Here is a 17,731-nt window from a genome sequence, read left to right on the forward strand (position 1 = left end):
CAAGGTTTTTCCCGCGCCGCGGGCGGTGGTTCACCCCAATATGTGAGCCGCCGCCCGCGGTCTGCATTGTACCTTTGCGGGCATGAACGCTGTCCCGCTTTCGGCCTCCAAACGCTGCCCGCACTGCGGCCAGTGGTCGGACCACCAGCACCGGCCCGACGACCGATGCACGCACTGCCACGAGCTGCTCGACCCGAAAGGCCCGCAGAAAGCCGCCGAAATGGAGCAGGCCTGGAAGTGGGAAATGCCGCCGGTGATGCTCATCGATATCAAGCCCACCGACGGTGCCGTGCTGCGGTTTTTCAAGTACATCATCCGGGGCGGGCAGCTGGCGTTTGCCTCCCTCGTGGCGTTCATCATATGGGTCGTGACGGTGCTGGCCGGCTAGGCCGCTTTGCCGAGCTGCGCCAGCCGCTGTTCATCATCGGCGCGCTGCTCTACCTGTTTGCGTGCGTGAACCGCTACTGGGCGCCGTGGCCGCCGCTGCCGCGCTTTATCAACTCGCACTTGGCCGACGTGCTCGACCTGCCCCTGGAGCTTACGCTGGTGCTGTGGGTGATGCGCCGCTTCTATTTCCGGCAGCCCGCCTTCGTGCTGCCCCTGAGCTGGATAGTAGCTACGTGGCTGGTCACGGCCGTGTGGTTTGAGCTCCTGATGCCCCGCTTTAACCCGCGCATGGTGGCCGACCCGCTCGACGTAGTGGCCTATACCGTAGGCGGCTTGATCTTTTGGCGCTGGATGAACGCACCCGCCGCAGCCTGAACCCCACCCGACCGGTTTGTCGTACACGGCTCGTTGTCAGCCCCGCCAGCCCTTGGTTTGCGGGGCTTTTGCTTGACTTATCCCTCCACGCATGTTATTCAACGATTTGCGCGATGTGCTCAATACCTACTGGGCGCATTTTCTGTTTCTGCTGCCCAAACTAGGCGTGGCCCTGGTGCTGCTGTTCATTGCTATTTTCATTTCCAACCGCGTCAGCCGCTTGCTGGGCGGGCGCCTGCAGGCCCGCTCCCACGACCCGCTGCTGGCCGTGTTTTTGACGCGTTTCAGCAAGTGGGCCTTGCTGCTGCTGGGCCTCTTGCTGGTGATGCAGGTGCTGGGCATGACGGGCGTGGTGAGCGGCGTGCTGGCCGGCGCCGGCCTCACCGCTTTTGTGGTGGGCTTCGCCCTGAAAGACATTGCCGAAAATTTTCTGGCCGGCGTGGTGCTGGCTTTCAACCGCCCTTTCCGCATTCACGACACGGTGCAGATCAAGGACAAAGACCTGATGGGCCGCGTGGAAGCGCTGAACCTGCGGACCACGCTCATCAAAACCTTCGACGGCAAAGACATTTACCTGCCCAACGCCATGGTGCTGCGTGAGCCGCTCATCAACTTCACCCGCGACGGGCACATCCGGCAGGATTTCCAGGTGGGCATCGATATTGGCGAGGAGCGGGACCTGACGCGGGTGCAGCAGCTCATCCTGGATTTTGTGCGCTCTTTCCGCGACGTGGAAACCGAAGAACCGCACACGGCCTACCTCGTGGTGGAGAAAACCGATGGCTCCACCGCCACGCTGCACGTGTATTTCTGGACCTTTTCCGAAGACTACCGCCGCCGTACCCAAGAGCTGAAAAGTGAGCTGATGCAGGGCATTCGAAAGTTGCTGCTGGACCAGGGCTACTCCAAGCCGGCTACGCTGAGCTAGCACCGCTTGCCGGGCAAGGCGTACCCGCCGAAAAACAACCCTTTTTCGCTAACATGCGAGTGGGTAGATTGGCCGGATAGTTGCGGCGCCCCGCCCGGCCCATCCCTGCTGCCCTGCCGATGTCCAAAAGTACCGTCCACCGGATTCTGCGTCCGCTGCTGCTGTGGCGCTTGCGCCACGTCAGCGACCGGGTGTACCTGATTCTGGTGGCAACGCTGGTGGGGGCTTTGGCGGGCTTGGCGGCGGTGCTGCTCAAAAACGCGGTGCACTGGGGTCAGCAGGCCCTCTATGGCTGGGTGCCCGAGCAAAACCGGGTGTTTGCGCTGTTCCTCTACCCCATCATCGGTATCGGCCTTACGGTGCTGTATGCGCGGTATTTTCTCGGCGGCAACCTTGCCCGCGGCATCGGGCCCATCATCTATTCGGTGGCGCGGCAGGGCTCGGTGGTGCCGCGCTCCAAGATGTACTCCCAGATGATCAGCTCCTTGCTGACCGTCACGTTTGGCGGCTCGGCGGGTTTGGAGGCCCCGATTTCGGTTACGGGCTCGGCCATTGGCTCCAACGTGTCGCGCATTCTGCGCGTGAGCCGGCGCGAGCGGCGCCTGCTGCTGGGCTGCGGCGCGGCGGCGGGCGTAGCGGCCATCTTCAATTCGCCCATTGCGGGCGTGTTGTTTGCCGTGGAAGTCGTGCTGAGCGAGCTGTCGGCACCGTTTTTTATCCCGCTGCTCATTTCCTCGGCCACGGCCACGGTGGTGTCGAAGCTCCTGTTTTCGGGGCAGCCGTTCGTGCTCATCACCACCAGTTGGGCCGTCGATACCATTCCGTTTTACCTGCTGCTGGGCCTGAGCGCGGCGCTGCTGTCGGTGTACATGATTCGGGTGTATTTCGCGGCCGACCGGTGGTTTGAGCGGTGGCCGGGTACGTTCCGCAAGGTGGCGCTGGGCGGCATTGCGCTGGGGGTGCTGGTGTTCATCTTTCCGCCGCTCTACGGCGAAGGCTACGACATCGTGCAAGCCCTGCTCAGCGGCGAGGCGCACCGCCTCACCGACGCGAGTATTTTCTCGGTGTACCGCGACGAAAACGTGTGGCTGCTGCTGCTGGTGGCCGGGGCCGTGATGCTGCTGAAGGTGTTTGCCACGTGCATCACCATTGGGGCGGGCGGCAACGGGGGCATGTTCGGCTCGTCGTTGTTTTCGGGCGCGCTGCTGGGCTTCTTCGTGGCCCGGCTCATCAACCTGAGCGGCTTGTTTGTGGTGCCCGAGGTGCACTTTGTGGTGCTGGGCATGGCCGGCACGCTGGCCGGCGTGGTGCACGCCCCGCTCACGGCCATCTTCCTCATTGCCGAAATTACCGGCGGCTACGCCCTGTTTGTGCCCTTGATGTTCGTCACCAGCATTTCGTATCTGATGACGAAGTACTTCGAGCCCTACTCGGTGTATACCCGCAAGCTGGTGCAGCGCGGCGTGTACGTGCACGCCGACCGCGACCGGGGCCTGCTGGCGCAGCTGGTGCTGCCGCGCCTGGTGCAAACCGACTTCGAGCCGGTGCACCCCGATGCCACCTTGGGCGAACTGGTCGATATTTTCCGCCACGCCACCCGCAACCTCTTTCCCGTCGTCGACGAAGACGGTGCCCTCGTCGGCATCGTGTCGCTCGACGACATGCGCGACGCCCTCTTCGACGAGGAACGCTATGCCACCACCCGCGTGCGCGACCTGATGGTGGACGCCCCCGCCTCCGTCAACATCGACGACACGCTGCTCGACACGCTGCGCTGCATGGAACAGCTCGACGTGTGGGCCCTGCCGGTGCTCAACAACGGCCGCTACGTGGGCTTCCTGCTGAAATCGGTGATTTTGGCCAACTACCGCCACCAGCTTATCCGGGAAAGCGAATAATAGAAGGAACGGCCCATCGGCGCAGCCCCTTCAATACTCGCCAATGTCGGCTGGCTGCTTGCTGGGCAGCTGCAGGCCGATGAGCATGAGCACGCCGGTCAGCAGAATCACCACGAATAGAATGTTTTCACTGACTTCGCCGATGAGGTGTTTGTTGGGGATGCTGTAGAACAGCAGAATGGTAATCAGCCCCTTGGGCGCGATGAATACCTCGGGCACCAGGCTGGTGCGGGACACGTAGCGCAGGTACACGTAACGTATGAGGGTGAGTACGGCTACGATGAGCGCGCCCTGCAGCAAGAGGGTACCGCTGAGCACGTTGGTGAGCGTGATGGAAAACCCGAAAAGCAGGAAGAAAAACGTGCGGATGAGGAAGGCCGACTCGGCGGTGATGCTCTTAAGCTGGTGCAGCTCGTCCTGCAGACGCTCCAGGTTCACCCAGCGGCGCAGCGGCCCGCGCAGAAACAAATCGGCATTGCGCACGGCTAAGCCAAACACCAGCACCACCAGCAACGAGGAGAGGTGCAGCTTTTTGGCCAGGCTGTAGATGAGCACCAGAAAGGCCAGCACCAGGAAAAACTTCACGTGCAGCCGAATGCGGCCGAGCAAGAATGCCAGCACCACCGTGCTCAGCACCGACACCACGATGATGGCCAGCAAGTCGCGGGAGAAGGTGAGCACCGACATGCCTTGGGCGAAGTTGTCCTGGGCTACGAAGTTGAAGAGCATGATGCCTAGGATGTCGGAGAAGGTGCTTTCGTAAACGATAAACTCCTGCTTCTCACCGCCCAGGTTGGCCACGCTGGGTATGGCCACGGCCGAACTGATAACGGCCAGCGGCACCGCATTCAGCAGGCAGCTCTGAAACGACACGCCCAGATACAGCTGCAAGAGCCACGCAATGGCCAGCGCCTGCACCAGCAGCATCACGCTGGCCGCCACAAAGGAGCGCCGGATCAGCGGCCCTTTTTCCGGGCTGATTTTCAAGTTGAGCGACTCCTCCAGCACAATCATGATCAGGCCCACGATGCCCAGCAGCTGCAGCATCACGCGCGGCAGCTCCACGGGCGTTTCGGTGTAGTCGACGGCCTGTTTGATGGCAATGCCGGTGAGCAGCAGCATCAGCACCGAGGGAATTTTGGTAGCCCGGGCAATGATATCGAACAGGTATGAGAGGATGATGGCAACGCTCAGGTAGATGAGGATGGAGTAGGGTCCCATGGGGCCAACTTACGCAGCTCGGCCGCAAAGTGCCGAGACAAGCCGCCGCCGCGCCCTATTTTTGCGCCCCGGCTTGCCCCTGTTTTGCTTCCAATTCTGCGGCTGTTCCGCCGCCCCGTTTCGTTTGACGCAGCACCCCACAGTAGCCATTATTGGCGGCGGACCCAGCGGCTTGCTGGCCGCCCAGCACCTGGCCGAAGCCGGCGTGCCGGGCGTGGCGGTGTACGAGGCGCAAGCCACGCCGGGCCGCAAGTTTCTGGTGGCCGGGCACGGTGGCTTCAACCTCACCAACGGCGAACCGGCCGCGCACTTCGGCCCTCGTTACGGCGCCCGGCAACCCGAATTCGAGCGTTTCCTCGCCTATTTCAGCCCCGGCAGCCTGCGCCACTGGGCCGCCGACCTGGGCATTGCCACCTACGTGGGCAGTAGTGGGCGCGTGTTTCCCACCCCCGAGCACAAACCGGCGCACCTGCTGCGCGCTTGGCTGCAGCGGCTCGAAGCGTTGGGCGCGCAGCTGCACACCCGCCACCGTTGGCTCGGCTTCGAGGGCACCCACGGCCTGCGCCTGCGCGACGAGCGCACGGGAACGGAGCTTCGCATCGAGCCGCGCACTACGCTGCTGGCCCTGGGCGGCGCCAGCTGGGCCAAAACCGGCTCCGACGGCCAGTGGGTACCGTTGCTGGCCGACATCGGCGTCAGCAGCGTGCCGTTTGAGCCAGCCAATTGCGGAGCCGAAGTAGCGTGGTCACCTTTCTTTCGCGAAAAAGTAGGCCGTGCGCCGCTCAAAAACCTCGCCCTGCGCTGCGGCCCGGCGGAAGCCCGCGGCGAAGTCCTGCTCACCGAGTACGGCCTCGAAGGCACGCCCGTGTATGCCCTCACGCCAGCCCTGCGCGCTGCGTTGCGCCACGCTACGCCCGCGCCGCTCTACCTCAACCTCAAGCCTGACCTCTCGCCTACCGAACTGCAAGCGCGCTTGCGGCAGGCCCGCGCCGGCCGCTCCCTGCCCGACATGCTGCGCCAGACCTTGAAGCTAGGCCCGCCAGTACCCACGCTGCTGCGTGAGCTGGCCACGCCCGCACAGTTGCAGGACCCCGCGCAGCTCGCGCAGCTACTTCAAAACCTGCCGGTACCAATTGCCGGCCTGCGCCCGCTCGACGAAGCCATCAGCACCGCCGGCGGCGTGCCGTTTGCCGAAGTCGACGAGCTGCTGATGCTGCGCCGCCGCCCAGGCACATTTGTGGCGGGCGAAATGCTCGATTGGGAAGCGCCCACCGGCGGGTATTTGCTGCAGGGCTGTTTCAGTACCGGGGCCTGGGCCGCGCAGGGCATGCGGCAGTGGCTCGACAAATCCTAGGCCGAGAGCGGGCTACAAGTGCCGCTCTACTTCGGCGGCCTCGGCTTCGGCCAATATGCGCTTGGCTTCTTCCACCAGCTTGTGGCCGGGGCTGAACTGCTCGCGGCAGATGAGGCCCAGCAGCACGAAGAACGAGACGATGGGCAGCCCGCAGCCCAGCCCAAACCACAGCCAGAACGAGCGGCCGTAGCTGTACGCGCAATACCCCGTGACGAGCGGCAGCCACATCAGGGCGCATACAAAGCCAAAAAACAAATCGACCATCATGGCATCACGGGGCTATGCGGGGGCTCACCTAAGATACAGTAATCGGCAACCAAGCGCAAGCAAACCGGGCGCTGACTGTCTGGTACATCGGGCAAAAAAACAACCTGCGCGGGGCCCAAAAGTTGCCGGCCGCAGCCGCAGTTTCGGGGGCCGTGTACCTTGCAGCCGTGGTTTCGCGTACGAAGCCAACCATGCGGGCCTTTGCCGCCTTCCGGCCCGTTCGTTTTCGCCTGCCCATGTGGGATTACCAAAGCCTCTTTCGCGTCTCGGCCCAGCTGCTGGCCGAGGGTGTATTCAACCTGCTCGACCGCAACCTGCGCCCCGAAGTATTCTTGCTGGGCATGGCGGCTGCCCGTGAGGCCGACGAGCCCGGCGCCGTGCGCATCGAGCCGGCCACCCACCGCTACTCCCCCGAAAACTTTGCGCAGGTGAAAGCCCGCGCCGCCAGCCTGGAGCCCGACGCGGCCCGCGAAGTGGTATACCACCTGCACGCCGACGACCAGGATCGGTTTGAGAAGATGCGCTGGTACGGGCTGGTGCGCCGCGCCGCCGAACTGGAGCTGCAAACCCTGAGCGCGGCCGAAGGCCGGGCCTCGTTCTGCTCCCTGCCGGTGCTGCTCAACGGCACCCTCGTCATGGTGGTGCTGCAGCTCGCCGCCGACACCTTTCACAGCTACTACGCCCTCAACGAAGACGCCACAAGCGAGTCGCGTCCGCCTTCGCTGCTGATGGCGGTGGTGCGCGAGGTGCTGCTGGAGTGCAGCAAGGCCCTGCGCGGCTCCGACGCCGAGGAAGGCCGCCCCCTGCTCGACCGCGACTACAACGAGTTGCTGCGTTCGGCCGGGCGCCGCTTCATGCACGCCCCGGCTGGCGGCAACCACGGCCTTTACGACGCCTGCAACGGCGTGGCGGCCCTGCGCCACGAGGGCATCGAAGGCCGCGGCACCATGCTGCTGGCCCGCCGCAACCACGCCGCCGTGGTGCCGGTGCTCACGCTCGAAACCCCGGTCCCCCTGCGCGACCACCGCTCCATCCGGAAGCTGCTGGAAATGAGCGAAGGCCGCACGGCCCTCATGTCGGACGCCACCAACGTGTTCGGCCTCGGATACCTGGTAGAGCCCACCGACCAGGCCTACGAACCGCTGTTTACCGTGCACTTCACCACCCACCACAACTGGGAGCTGAGCCACGACGGCCACGTGATGATGCGCGTGGTATCGGGCACGCCGCGGCTGCCGCAGGGGCGCATCGAGGAGCAATATTTCACCAACACCATCCGGCGCATGTGGCCGGCCATGACCGACGTGACGGTGCAAACCCTTTGGGAGTTGGCCCTGAAAGCCACTACGCAGCCCACCGGCACCATCCTCATCGTGTCGGAAGGCGCGGGCTACGAGGCGCAGCGCCTCTCGCGGCAGTGCTTCCGGGTGGCGCCGCGCTTCATGACGCCCTCGGTGCTGCGCTTGGTTACCAATATCGACGGCGCGGTGTTCATCAACCCGCACGGTACGTGCTTCGCCATCGGCGCGATTCTCGACGGGTTGGCCACCGAAAAGGGCGACTCGTCGCGCGGCTCGCGCTACAACTCGGCCCTGCGCTACATCGAGTCGAGCCGTTTCCCGGCTTTGGCCGTGGTGGTGAGCGAAGACGGCTGGATTGATTTGCTGCCGTCGGTGAAGAAGTGAAACGCCGGCCCGTCGCACGGAGGACAATCATATAAGTAGTCCGTCATGCAGAGGCGCAGCCGAAGCATCTCGCGTGCTGATGTGAGGTAGTGGTTTGCCTCCTTACTACACAAACGAGATGCTTCGGCTGCGCCTCTGACGTTCTTTCACCATTGCCTAGCCGCTCCTCATTTGTAGGGAAACCAGCCGCTAGCTTCAGAAGGCTTATCCGTTCACCGATTTCATCATTTCGGCGGGGTAGCGGGAACCGGCAGCGGCGCCCTGCGGGGCTATTTCGTTGATGCGGCGCAGGTCGTCTTCGCTCAAGTGCACGTCGAGGGCGGCTACGTTTTCTTCGAGGTATTTCACGCGCTTGGTGCCGGGAATGGGCACGATATCGGGACCTTGGGCCAGCACCCAGGCCAGGGCCAGCTGGCCGGGCGTGCAGTTTTTCTGCTGAGCCAGTTCGTTGATGCGGGCCACGAGGTCGAGGTTTTTCTGGAAGTTTTCGCCCTGAAAGCGCGGCGTGAAGCGGCGGTAGTCGTCTTCGGCCAGGTCCTCAAACTTTTGAATTTGGCCGGTGAGGAAGCCGCGGCCCAGCGGCGAATACGGCACGAAGCCAATGCCCAGCTCGCGGCAGGTGGCCAGCACTTCGTCTTCGGGGTCGCGGCTCCAGAGGGAGTACTCGCTTTGCACGGCCGCAATGGGATGCACGGCGTGGGCCCGCCGGATGGTGTCGGCGGAGGCCTCGCTCAACCCCAGGAAGCGCACCTTGCCCTGCTGCACCAGCTCGGCCATAGCCCCCACGGTGTCTTCAATGGGTATATTGGGGTCGACGCGGTGCTGGTAGTACAGGTCGATGTGGTCGGTTTGCAGACGCTTCAGGGAGCCTTCGCAAGCCTGCCGCATGTAAGCGGGCTGGCCGTTGATGCCGCGCTTGGTGGGGTCGTTGGGGTCGCGCTGAATGCCGAACTTTGTGGCCAGCACCAGCTGGTCGCGCTTGCCCTGGAAGGCCCGGCCCAGCAGCTCCTCGTTTTTGTAGGGACCGTACATATCGGCCGTGTCGAAGAAGGTGACGCCCAGCTCCAGGGCACGATGCAGGGTACGGGTGCTTTCGGCGTCGTCGCGGCCGGCGTAGAAGTCGGACATGCCCATGCAGCCCAGGCCGAGGGCCGAGACGCGCAGGCCGTTGCGGCCCAGGGTGCGGGTTTCAAGAGTTGCCATAGCAGGTAGTGAGGTTGGAGGAAGGAAGTGTACGAATATGCACAACCGCGGGACGGGCAAAAGGATTAACGCGCCCCTTCACGCCCCCATCGACCGCGCAGTTGCGTTAAAAGCACAAACCTCCCCGATCATGGCCGCTCCTACCCGCTCCCAAACCGTCACCGCTTCTGCCGCCACCGACCCGCGCCTGCGCTGGGTAACGCAGGTGGCACAGCTCATGGACAGCCAGTTTCGACTGCCCGGGACCAACTTCCGCTTCGGCCTCGACCCCATTCTGGGCTTCATTCCCGTAGTGGGGGAGTTGGGCACGTTTGCCATTTCGGCCGCCCTCATCGTGACGATGGCCCGCTACGGAGCCAGCCGCAAGCTCGTCATTCTGATGGTGCTTAACGCCTTGCTCGACACCGTGGTGGGCAGCATTCCCATCATCGGCAACCTCTTCGACTTCACCTACAAGAGCAACGAGCGGAACGTGCGCCTGCTCCAGCGCCACTACCTCGAAGGGAAGCACCAGGGCAGTGGCACCGGCTTGGTGGTGGCCCTGGCCGTGGGGCTGCTGCTGGTGCTGGGTTTGCTGGGCTGGGGCCTGTGGAAGGTGTTACTCTGGCTCTGGGAATACGGCCAGCAGCATTGGACCTATTAGGTCCGGGCGCGCTATCCGTACGTCCGATTTCACGTAGCCACCTGTTACACCTTGCGTTTAGGCTTGAGCGTCGAGCAAGTGGCGCACGTCGGCCTCGGTGAAGGCGGGCGTGGCGCCCCGGTGCGTGGCCACCAAGGCCCCGGTGGCGCAGGCAAAGCGCAGCATCTCGCCCGGCTCCTGCCCGGCCAGCCAGCCTTTTAGCAACGCTGCCAAGAACGAGTCGCCGCTGCCGATGGTGTCGGTGACGGCCACGCGCACCCCAGGAGCCTGGTAGAGTTGCTGGTTGGTCCACAGCATGGCGCCGTCGGCCCCGCAGGTTGCGCACACGGCTTGGAGCCCGAACCGCTCGGCCAGCCATTGCATGGCAGCGGCCCGGTCGAGGTTCTGCCCCAGCCAGCCCATAAGCTCGTCCAGCTCGTGGTGGTTCAGCTTCACCATATCGGCCTTGCTCAACAGATCCAGCACCACTTCCGGCGTGTAGTGCGGCGGGCGCATGTTCACATCAAACACCCTGAAGCGGGCCCGTGGAAGCAGCCGGTGCAGCGTTTCGCGAGTGGCCGGGCTGCGCGCCGCCAAGCTGCCGAACACGAAAACGTCGGCCTGCGCCACCAGGGCATCGAGTTCCGGCTCGGGCTGAATGCAGTCCCAGGCCACGGGCTCAACAATGCGGTACGTCACCTCGCTGGCGTTGTCCACGTTGGCCTGCACGATGCCTGTCGGATAGGAATCGTCGGGCTGTACAAACGCCGTCGAGAGGCCTTTTGCGGCAACAAAACGCAGCAATTCGGCACCCAGCTCGTCGTTGCCGACGCGGCTGATGAGCTGGGCCGGCACGCCCAGCTGGTGCAGGTGAACGGCCACGTTGAACGGGGCGCCCCCCGCCTGCTTGCCCGACGGCAACAGGTCCCAGAGGATTTCGCCGAAGCAGACAACTTGGGTGGAATGGAGCATGATACTACGGTTGCGAAGACGCAGATATGGCATCTGTTTGCCTGCAAAATCAGGCAAATTTTGCTGATGCCACCCTCGCCCCTCGGTTTTCGCCGGCAGGCCCCAACGGCAATACCCGTTATGCTGAGGCCGGGGCCTGAATCTGGGACATACAGCAAGTGCTTGGCGCACGGCCCTGCATCCCGCGTCCGTGGCCTACCTTTGCGGCGTGAAGATGTTTTGCCGTTTTGCCGCCCTGGTACTGCTGTTGCCGCTGCTGCCGGGCTGCCTGTCGCTGGAAAGCGACGAAGAAAAAGAAGCTGCCGCCGAGAAAAAGCTCATGGCCCGCCACGACGAGCTAATGGCGCGCATGGACGAGCTGTATACCCTGCGCCAGCAGCTGGGCCGGGTGCCCGATACCCTGGCCGCCGGCCGCCAGCGCCGCGCCCTGCTGCGCGCCGACGCGGCCATGATGGACTGGATGCACCAGTACCGCAAGCCCGCCGATTCGGTCGACCACGCCCGCACGCTGGCGTATTTCGGCCAGCAGCAGCACCGCATCGACTCCGTTGGTGTTCTGATGCAACACAGCATCGACTCCGCCCGGGTGTTGCTGCCCGCCGCCTCCCACTGATTGTCATTCCTCTGCCGATGATTCGCGCTTTCGTTTCCCGCTCCCTCCCGCTGCTCACGGCGCTGGCCCTGCTGGGCGGCACCCAGGCCTGCCAGTTCAACACCGACACGACCGCTGCCACCCAGCGCCTTCCCTACCTGGGCGAACCCGACGTAGTGGCGCCCGGCGACACGGTGTACCCCACGCTGCCCACGTTTACGCTCACCAACCAAGACCGCCAAACCGTGACGCCCGCCACCTTCGCGGGCAAGGTCTACATCGCCGACTTCTTCTTTGCCACCTGCCCCAGCATCTGCCCCAAAATGCAGAGCGAAATGCTGCGCGTGTACGAGAAATACAAGAACGACAAGCGCGTGGCTTTCCTTTCGCACACCATCGACCCCGAGCACGACTCGATTCCGGTGCTGCGCGAATACGCCGAGCGGCTGGGCGTGAAAGACGCCAGCCAATGGCACTTCGTAACGGCCCCGCGCGACACTATTTTCCGCTTGGCTGGCAAGTACATGGTGGCCGCCCAGCGCGACGCTTCTGCCCCCGGCGGTGCCGTGCACAGCGGCGCTTTCGTGCTCGTCGACCCGCAGCGGCACATCCGCGGCAGCTACGATGGCACCAACGCCGAGCAAGTCGACCAGTTGCTGCGCGATTTGCCGGTGCTGCTGCAGGAAGTGTCGGGGGCATCGGCCACGGCGGCTAAATAAGCAACGCGCCAAACCCATGCCGAGCTTCGTTGCGCGCTGTTGCGGGTCTTTAGCGGTTGTGGGGGCCGCCGTCGGGCTGCTGTCGGGCTGCTTCACCGACCGCCAAAACGAGGGCCAGCGCCTGTATGCCCAGCGCTGCGCCAGCTGCCACGGCGACCAGGGCCAGGGGTTGCGCCGCCTGATTCCTCCCTTGGCAGGCGCCGACTACCTCAAAACCCACCGCACCCAGTTGCCGTGTCTCATCCAGCACGGGCAGCAAGGGCCGATGGTGGTCAACGGCATCGAGTACAACCAAGTGATGCCCGCCCAGCACGACCTCACCGACGCTCAGATTACCAACCTGCTCAACTACGTGCAAACGCATTGGGGCAACCGGCTGGAGCCCTACACCATCAGCGAGGTAACCACCCTGCTGGTGCCCTGCCACGGCATCGACGGCAAGTAGCGCCCGGCGGCAGCGGCTGGCTTGGCCCCGCCCTCGGCCATTTCTACTCCCGGAAAGCCTTGCCCGGAGGCTGCTTTCTTCGCCAATCCTCCTTAGCTTGCATCTTCATCCAGTTACTGACGCATGGGTCTGTTCGATTTCCTGAAGAAAAAACCTGAAACCCCGGCCGCCACTCCGGCGCCGGTAACCCCTTCGGCGGCTCCCACCGAGCCCGAAGCTCCCAAGCCCGCGGGCGGTCCGCGCTACCAGCGCCCCACGTTTGCCACCGAAGCCGCGCCCCAGGTGCAGCCGGTGATGCCTAACATTCCGCCCATGCCGCCGCCCCTGCCCAACATGCCGCCGATGCCGCCCTTCGAGCCCACCACGGCGCTGGAGGAAATGATTTTGCGCGCCGCCCAGGAGCCCAACATGCGTCTGGCCTTCTACCACGAGCTGCTGCAGGCCGAGCTGCTGGTTCTCACGGTGCAGCCCGAAGGCACCGCGCCCGGCGAAGTCACCATCAGCGAAGGCACCGAGGTACAGCTGCACGTGCTGCACGACGGCCGGATTCCGGTGTTTTCCTCGGAAGACCGCGTGTACGAAGGCGGCGCCACGCCCGAGGATGTGTACTTCCTGCGCATTCGCGGCGAAGCCTTGTTCCGCATGGTGCAGGGTGCCGAATGCGTGCTCAACCCCTTCTCGGCGTTCGGCAAGCTGCTGGTGGCGCAGGAGCTCGACGACCTGCTTTCGGGCCGCATCTTCGGCACGGCCGAAGGCCAGGAAGCCCCGCAGGTGCAGCTGCACCAGGTAACCGATTTGCCCGAGGGCATGCGCGAGTCGCTGCAGACGTTCTGCGCCTCGCACGAGCCAATCAATGCTGCTCACCTAGCCGTGATGCAGCTGGCCGGCCAGCCCGCCCCGCCGCGGCTGCTCCTGGCTTTCGACGTGGACGGCGACAACATGGACTTTCTGCAGGAATTGGGCCCCGTGCTCAAAAACTACATTTCTGAGCAGGATTCCATCGACGTGGTGCGCCTGAGCCCCGACCCCAACGAGCCGCTCACGCAGTACTTCAGCCAGCAAGAGCCGCTGTACCGCCGCGAAGCCACTGCCTAACTGCTGCTTCACAAATCCTAAAAAGCCCCGCCGGAACATACCGGCGGGGCTTTTCTGTGGGTTATGCTAACGAGAGCATAGTGCTTAAAAGGTCACTATTCTAAGCGAAAGGACTGGGCGGCGAAGCAGCCTGCCGGCGAACAATACGCCGGAAAGCCGGCCGCAACACCCAATACAAGCCCAGCACCACCGGCACCGAGCCGGCCAGCCAGAGCAGCAGCGCCCCCAGCTCGGCCCGCCAAAACAGCTGAAAGGCTCCGGCCAGATCGTTAGTGAACAGGTATTTGAGGCGCGCCAGCGTGAGCTGTGCCGCGCTGGGGCCGCCCAGCAGGCCGGCACCAAACCGCATCAGCGGCAGCAGAATCAGGATTTGCACCGGGCTCATCAGGTGACTGACCAGCAGCATGGTGGCCACATTCAGGCGCAGCCACATGGCCACGGCCGTCCCCAGCAGAGTGGTGAGTCCCAGCACCGGCACCAGGCCGCACGAAGCCGCCAGGGCCACGGTGAGGGCCAGCTGCTCGGGCGCGAGGCCCTGCCGCAGCTGCCCCAGCACGGGCTCGACTACGCGGCGGCGGAAAAAGCCCGGAGCGGGCGCAACTGATTCAGTGGACATAGGCTTGACTCGGAACGACGTGGGCCACGGGCGGCAACAGGCGGCCTGCGCCAGCCGTTTGTAGCTACATTCGCCACCGGGCCGGCTTTGCTTACGGCCCCTTTCGCCCCGCATGACAAAGGTACGACCGGCACCGGACCGGCCCCACCATTTCTGGCTCGATTTCCTGCGCCTGCTGCGCCGCGCCGCCCGCGAGCTGTCGGCCCACGACCCGCTGCGGCTGGGCGCGGCCACTGCGTTTTTCACCACGTTTGCCCTGCCGCCCATCCTCATCCTGTTCACCAGCGTGCTGGGCGCCCTCTACCCCGCGTCCATCGTGCGCACGGCGCTGCTGGAGAAACTTTCCGACCTCATCGGCGACACCGGCGCAGGCCTGCTGGAGCAGATTGTGCAGAACGTGACCAACATCGAGCGGAGCCGGCTGGTAACGGTGCTGGGCATAGTGTTCTTGCTGTTTGTGTCGACTACGCTGTTCGTAGTCATCCAAAATTCCCTCAACGACTTATGGCAGGTGCGGCCCCGGCCCGCCAGCGGCCGGCTGGGCAGAGTGCTGCGCGAACGGGCCCGCTCCGGCAGTCTGCTGTTGGTCACGGCCGTGCTGGCCGTGGCCGCGCTGGTGGTCGATTCGCTGCTGCATTTGCTGGGCGACTACATCCACGAATTTGACCCCACGTTCACCTATTTCCTGTTTCAGATACTGAATTTTGGGGCCTCGATGCTTATACTGATGCTGTGGTTTGGGGCCACGTTCCGCAACCTGAGCCACGCCCGCGTGCCCTGGCCGGCCTTGTGGCGCGGGGCCCTGCTCACGGCCGTGCTCTTCGAGCTGGGCCAGCGGCTGCTGGGCCTGCTGCTGCAGCCGCGCAACCTGGGCCCGATTTACGGCCCGGCCGCCTCGCTGGTGCTCTTGCTGCTGTTCGTGTTCTACTCGGCCATGATGTTTTATTTCGGCGCCAGCTTCACCAAAGCCTACGCCCAATACAGCGGGCAGCCCATTCGGCCCAAGCCCTCGGCGGTGAGCTACCGACTGGTGAACCTGCCGGAAGCAGAAGAGGCGTAGCTTTGCAGCTTACTTCTTTGCCGAGCATGTCTGCCGAACCGACCCCAACGACTACCCCCACGCCCACCGATTTTGCCGCCCTCGGCCTTGCCGAACCGCTGCAACGTGCCCTGGCCGAGCTGGAATACACCCAGCCCACCGCCATTCAGGCGCAAGTGGTGCCGCTGGTGCTGGCCGGGCAAGACATTGCGGGCCAGGCGCCCACCGGCTCGGGCAAAACCGCCGCCTACGGCCTGCCCATTCTGCAGCAGGTTGATTTGCAGCTCGACGCCGTGCAGGCGCTCATTCTGGTGCCCGCCCGCGAGCTGGTATTGCAGGGCCGCGCTGAGCTGAAACGCTTGGGCAAATACCTGCCGAACCTGCGCGTGGCCGCGTTCTACGGCGGCCACAGCTTTTCCGAGGAAGCCAAGTCGCTGAAGCAGGCGCCGCAGGTGGTTATTGCCACGCCCGGCCGCTTGTTCGACCACTTGGACCGCCGCACCATCGTGCCCAACAACCTCAAGGTGCTCATCATCGACGAGGCCGACAAGCTGCTGGAGCTGGGCTTTCAGGAGGTGCTGGCCAACATTGTGATGCGCCTGCCGCGCCGCCGCCAGACCCTGCTATTTTCGGCCACCATGCCCGACAAGGTGCTGGACCTGGTGCGCAAAAACCTCACCCGCCCCCGCCAGGTGCAGGCCGACGTAGAGCGCGAAACCTTGCCCGAGTCTTTGACGCTGCTGGGCCACGTGGGCACGGCCGAGCAAAAGCCCGCCGCCCTCTACCACCTGCTGCAACGCCCCGAAACCGGCCGCGCCTTGGTGTTCTGCAACACCCGCCAACGTTGCGAGGAGCTGGCCCGGTTCCTCGTCAGCCGGGGTGTGGCGGCCGAGGTGCTGCACGGCAAAATGCCCCAGCCCGAGCGCGACAAGGCCCTGCTGAAGCTGCGCAACGGCTCGGCCCTGGCCCTTGTGGCCACCGACGTAGCCGCCCGCGGCGTCGATGTGCACGCCCTCGACACGGTTATTCAATACGAGGCGCCCGACAAGGTTGACACGTTCCAGCACCGCGCCGGGCGCACGGCCCGCGCCGGGGCCGCCGGCACCGCGCACATGCTGGCCACGCCCGCCGAGCAGGCCCACGTGCAGCGCTTCCCGCTCTCAAAGCCCGTGCAGTGGACCAAGATGAAAGTGGAGGCCCTGCCGCCCGCCACCAAAGCCGCCAAACCCACTTCGGTAACGCTGCACGTGTCGGCCGGGCGCAAAGACAAAGTCAGCGCGCACGATTTGGTGGGCGCCATGGTGAACGTGGCCGGCGTGGCCCGCGAAGACGTGGGCCGCATTGAGGTGTTCGACCACTACAGCTACATCACGGTGCCGCGCCAGCTGGGCCCCGAGGTGCTGCAGCGCCTCACTGGCGCGCGGGTGAAGGGCAAGAAAATCCGCGTGAGCGAGGTGCGGTAGCCGGTGGCGCAAGACCTTTCTACCGCCCGCCAGCTGCTGTTCATCTGCAGCCAGAACCGCTGGCGCAGCCTTTCGGCCGAACGACTCTTCGACGACCACCCACACCACGAGGCCCGCTCGGCCGGCACCGAGCCGGGCGCCCGCGTGCGCGTAACGGCCGGGCACCTGGGCTGGGCCGACGCGGTGTTTGTGATGGAGCGCCGGCACGCCGACATCCTGCGGCAGAAGTTCGGCGAGGCGCTGGCCGGCAAGCCCGTCGTGTGCCTGCGCATCCCCGACAAGTTTCAGTTTCTCGACGCCGTGTTACTGGATTTGCTGCGCGAGCGGCTGCGGGAGCATTTGGGGCCGGCAGCTTTCGGCTAACGATTCATTTATATTCAGAGCGGCAGTCTCTTACTTAGTCGGTTATCGTTAAAACAACTATTTGCAGAGCTATTTATGCAGGTTGAAGAAATAATCATAGGTCTGATAATTCACTTATTCGTGCCACTTATCGGGTTATCATTTTTTTTGATTATTGTAAATCGAATGCAACGTGCACATGTTGGTGATGCGCCAATTCTGGAACTATTCGTTGTCTTCGCCACGTACGGCGGGCTTCTACTTATCGTCTTGACTGGCTTGTTTTGGCAATGGTCAGGCATGGCTTCTCTCGGAACGTTTTACTCGATTTTGGGCGGGCCAGTAGTTCTGGCTGCCGCTGCATATCGCCTCCGCCGCAAAAGGGATATTTCCGTTTACCATGAATTGACGTTTATATCTAGTATTTTATACCCCTTTATTGCCATCGGCTTGATATTAATAATAGCCGTGCTTATAGCATTATTTGGTAAGTAATTTCTTCTAACGG

General features: G+C 64.0%; 20 protein-coding genes. 15 read left to right on the plus strand and 5 right to left on the minus strand.

Features of this window, described 5'->3' with window-relative positions; all coding sequences use genetic code 11:
• The first annotated feature begins 82 nt into the window (after nt 1-82).
• The 4 genes from F0P96_RS16015 (at nt 83) to F0P96_RS16030 (ending at nt 3,588) form a co-directional block, all read left to right on the plus strand.
• Complete coding sequence (locus F0P96_RS16015; protein ID WP_151079934.1) at nt 83-388, plus strand: hypothetical protein; 306 nt, start codon at nt 83-85, stop codon at nt 386-388.
• Complete coding sequence (locus tag F0P96_RS16020; RefSeq protein ID WP_151079935.1) at nt 361-762, plus strand: hypothetical protein; 402 nt, start codon at nt 361-363, stop codon at nt 760-762. Before F0P96_RS16015 ends, F0P96_RS16020 begins: the two co-directional genes overlap by 28 nt.
• A 91-nt stretch (nt 763-853) precedes the next feature.
• On the plus strand, nt 854-1,690 hold the full coding sequence (locus F0P96_RS16025) for a mechanosensitive ion channel family protein (protein ID WP_151079936.1): 837 nt from the start codon (nt 854-856) through the stop codon (nt 1,688-1,690).
• Between the two features lie 119 nt (nt 1,691-1,809).
• Nucleotides 1,810-3,588 carry a chloride channel protein gene (locus tag F0P96_RS16030; protein ID WP_151079937.1) on the plus strand — a complete coding sequence of 593 codons (1,779 nt, stop codon included), beginning with the start codon at nt 1,810-1,812 and terminating at the stop codon, nt 3,586-3,588.
• 30 nt (nt 3,589-3,618) lie between these two features.
• Here F0P96_RS16030 and F0P96_RS16035 read toward each other — a convergent pair whose 3' ends face one another.
• Nucleotides 3,619-4,809, minus strand: a complete 1,191-nt coding sequence (locus F0P96_RS16035) for a cation:proton antiporter domain-containing protein (RefSeq protein WP_151079938.1) — start codon at nt 4,807-4,809, stop codon at nt 3,619-3,621.
• Between the two features lie 124 nt (nt 4,810-4,933).
• Between F0P96_RS16035 and F0P96_RS16040 the strand changes: the two genes are divergently transcribed.
• Nucleotides 4,934-6,163, plus strand: a complete 1,230-nt coding sequence (locus F0P96_RS16040; protein ID WP_201743876.1) for a BaiN/RdsA family NAD(P)/FAD-dependent oxidoreductase — start codon at nt 4,934-4,936, stop codon at nt 6,161-6,163.
• Nucleotides 6,164-6,175: 12 nt separating this feature from the next.
• On the opposite strand, the gene F0P96_RS16045 is transcribed toward F0P96_RS16040, so the two are convergent.
• Nucleotides 6,176-6,430: a hypothetical protein gene (locus tag F0P96_RS16045; protein ID WP_151079940.1), complete on the minus strand. Its 255-nt coding sequence runs from the start codon at nt 6,428-6,430 to the stop codon at nt 6,176-6,178.
• 191 nt (nt 6,431-6,621) lie between these two features.
• Here F0P96_RS16045 and F0P96_RS16050 point away from each other — a divergent pair, with 191 nt between their 5' ends.
• Nucleotides 6,622-8,115, plus strand: a complete 1,494-nt coding sequence (locus F0P96_RS16050; RefSeq protein ID WP_151079941.1) for a diadenylate cyclase — start codon at nt 6,622-6,624, stop codon at nt 8,113-8,115.
• A gap of 204 nt (nt 8,116-8,319) precedes the next feature.
• Here the strand turns inward: F0P96_RS16050 and F0P96_RS16055 are convergent, their stop codons facing one another.
• Nucleotides 8,320-9,318, minus strand: a complete 999-nt coding sequence (locus F0P96_RS16055; RefSeq protein ID WP_151079942.1) for an aldo/keto reductase — start codon at nt 9,316-9,318, stop codon at nt 8,320-8,322.
• Nucleotides 9,319-9,448: 130 nt separating this feature from the next.
• Between F0P96_RS16055 and F0P96_RS16060 the strand changes: the two genes are divergently transcribed.
• On the plus strand, nt 9,449-9,961 hold the full coding sequence (locus F0P96_RS16060; protein ID WP_151079943.1) for a DUF4112 domain-containing protein: 513 nt from the start codon (nt 9,449-9,451) through the stop codon (nt 9,959-9,961).
• Between the two features lie 57 nt (nt 9,962-10,018).
• Here F0P96_RS16060 and F0P96_RS16065 read toward each other — a convergent pair whose 3' ends face one another.
• Nucleotides 10,019-10,912, minus strand: a complete 894-nt coding sequence (locus tag F0P96_RS16065; RefSeq protein ID WP_167291228.1) for a carbohydrate kinase family protein — start codon at nt 10,910-10,912, stop codon at nt 10,019-10,021.
• A 190-nt stretch (nt 10,913-11,102) separates the two neighbouring features.
• Between F0P96_RS16065 and F0P96_RS16070 the strand changes: the two genes are divergently transcribed.
• The 4 genes from F0P96_RS16070 to F0P96_RS16085 all read left to right on the plus strand — a co-directional run bounded on the left by F0P96_RS16070 (nt 11,103) and on the right by F0P96_RS16085 (nt 13,763).
• Nucleotides 11,103-11,525, plus strand: a complete 423-nt coding sequence (locus tag F0P96_RS16070) for a hypothetical protein (protein ID WP_151079944.1) — start codon at nt 11,103-11,105, stop codon at nt 11,523-11,525.
• A gap of 17 nt (nt 11,526-11,542) precedes the next feature.
• Nucleotides 11,543-12,223, plus strand: coding sequence for an SCO family protein (locus F0P96_RS16075; protein ID WP_151079945.1), 681 nt, complete (start codon nt 11,543-11,545; stop codon nt 12,221-12,223).
• Nucleotides 12,224-12,281: 58 nt separating this feature from the next.
• Nucleotides 12,282-12,668, plus strand: a complete 387-nt coding sequence (locus F0P96_RS16080; RefSeq protein WP_235917500.1) for a c-type cytochrome — start codon at nt 12,282-12,284, stop codon at nt 12,666-12,668.
• Between the two features lie 123 nt (nt 12,669-12,791).
• A complete protein-coding gene (locus tag F0P96_RS16085; RefSeq protein ID WP_151079947.1) occupies nt 12,792-13,763 on the plus strand; it encodes an enhanced serine sensitivity protein SseB C-terminal domain-containing protein in 972 nt (323 codons plus the stop codon).
• Between the two features lie 100 nt (nt 13,764-13,863).
• Here the strand turns inward: F0P96_RS16085 and F0P96_RS16090 are convergent, their stop codons facing one another.
• Entirely contained in the window at nt 13,864-14,379 is a 516-nt protein-coding gene (locus F0P96_RS16090) for a DUF2062 domain-containing protein (protein WP_160619912.1), read from the minus strand.
• 112 nt (nt 14,380-14,491) lie between these two features.
• Between F0P96_RS16090 and F0P96_RS16095 the strand changes: the two genes are divergently transcribed.
• The 4 genes from F0P96_RS16095 (at nt 14,492) to F0P96_RS16110 (ending at nt 17,718) form a co-directional block, all read left to right on the plus strand.
• Entirely contained in the window at nt 14,492-15,439 is a 948-nt protein-coding gene (locus tag F0P96_RS16095) for a YihY/virulence factor BrkB family protein (protein ID WP_151079949.1), read from the plus strand.
• A gap of 26 nt (nt 15,440-15,465) precedes the next feature.
• Nucleotides 15,466-16,881, plus strand: a complete 1,416-nt coding sequence (locus tag F0P96_RS16100) for a DEAD/DEAH box helicase (RefSeq protein WP_151079950.1) — start codon at nt 15,466-15,468, stop codon at nt 16,879-16,881.
• 3 nt (nt 16,882-16,884) lie between these two features.
• Nucleotides 16,885-17,244: a low molecular weight protein tyrosine phosphatase family protein gene (locus tag F0P96_RS16105; protein WP_151079951.1), complete on the plus strand. Its 360-nt coding sequence runs from the start codon at nt 16,885-16,887 to the stop codon at nt 17,242-17,244.
• Between the two features lie 75 nt (nt 17,245-17,319).
• Nucleotides 17,320-17,718 (plus strand): hypothetical protein, encoded by a 399-nt coding sequence (locus tag F0P96_RS16110; RefSeq protein ID WP_151079952.1) that lies wholly within the window; start codon nt 17,320-17,322, stop codon nt 17,716-17,718.
• Nucleotides 17,719-17,731: the final 13 nt, after the last annotated feature.

Source organism: Hymenobacter busanensis (genome assembly GCF_008727865.1).
GTDB lineage: Bacteria > Bacteroidota > Bacteroidia > Cytophagales > Hymenobacteraceae > Solirubrum > Solirubrum busanense.

Excerpts from the sequence above, each read along its gene's own strand:
- F0P96_RS16110 (WP_151079952.1), top strand. The coding sequence starts at position 17,320 with ATGCAGGTTGAAGAAATAATCATAGGTCTGATAATTCACTTATTCGTG.
- F0P96_RS16100 (WP_151079950.1), top strand. The coding sequence starts at position 15,466 with ATGTCTGCCGAACCGACCCCAACGACTACCCCCACGCCCACCGATTTT.
- F0P96_RS16015 (WP_151079934.1), top strand. The coding sequence starts at position 83 with ATGAACGCTGTCCCGCTTTCGGCCTCCAAACGCTGCCCGCACTGCGGC.
- F0P96_RS16075 (WP_151079945.1), top strand. The coding sequence starts at position 11,543 with ATGATTCGCGCTTTCGTTTCCCGCTCCCTCCCGCTGCTCACGGCGCTG.
- F0P96_RS16050 (WP_151079941.1), top strand. The coding sequence starts at position 6,622 with ATGCGGGCCTTTGCCGCCTTCCGGCCCGTTCGTTTTCGCCTGCCCATG.
- F0P96_RS16045 (WP_151079940.1), bottom strand. The coding sequence starts at position 6,430 with ATGATGGTCGATTTGTTTTTTGGCTTTGTATGCGCCCTGATGTGGCTG.
- F0P96_RS16030 (WP_151079937.1), top strand. The coding sequence starts at position 1,810 with ATGTCCAAAAGTACCGTCCACCGGATTCTGCGTCCGCTGCTGCTGTGG.
- F0P96_RS16035 (WP_151079938.1), bottom strand. The coding sequence starts at position 4,809 with ATGGGACCCTACTCCATCCTCATCTACCTGAGCGTTGCCATCATCCTC.
- F0P96_RS16090 (WP_160619912.1), bottom strand. The coding sequence starts at position 14,379 with ATGTCCACTGAATCAGTTGCGCCCGCTCCGGGCTTTTTCCGCCGCCGC.
- F0P96_RS16020 (WP_151079935.1), top strand. The coding sequence starts at position 361 with ATGGGTCGTGACGGTGCTGGCCGGCTAGGCCGCTTTGCCGAGCTGCGC.
- F0P96_RS16055 (WP_151079942.1), bottom strand. The coding sequence starts at position 9,318 with ATGGCAACTCTTGAAACCCGCACCCTGGGCCGCAACGGCCTGCGCGTC.
- F0P96_RS16025 (WP_151079936.1), top strand. The coding sequence starts at position 854 with ATGTTATTCAACGATTTGCGCGATGTGCTCAATACCTACTGGGCGCAT.
- F0P96_RS16065 (WP_167291228.1), bottom strand. The coding sequence starts at position 10,912 with ATGCTCCATTCCACCCAAGTTGTCTGCTTCGGCGAAATCCTCTGGGAC.
- F0P96_RS16095 (WP_151079949.1), top strand. The coding sequence starts at position 14,492 with ATGACAAAGGTACGACCGGCACCGGACCGGCCCCACCATTTCTGGCTC.
- F0P96_RS16060 (WP_151079943.1), top strand. The coding sequence starts at position 9,449 with ATGGCCGCTCCTACCCGCTCCCAAACCGTCACCGCTTCTGCCGCCACC.
- F0P96_RS16085 (WP_151079947.1), top strand. The coding sequence starts at position 12,792 with ATGGGTCTGTTCGATTTCCTGAAGAAAAAACCTGAAACCCCGGCCGCC.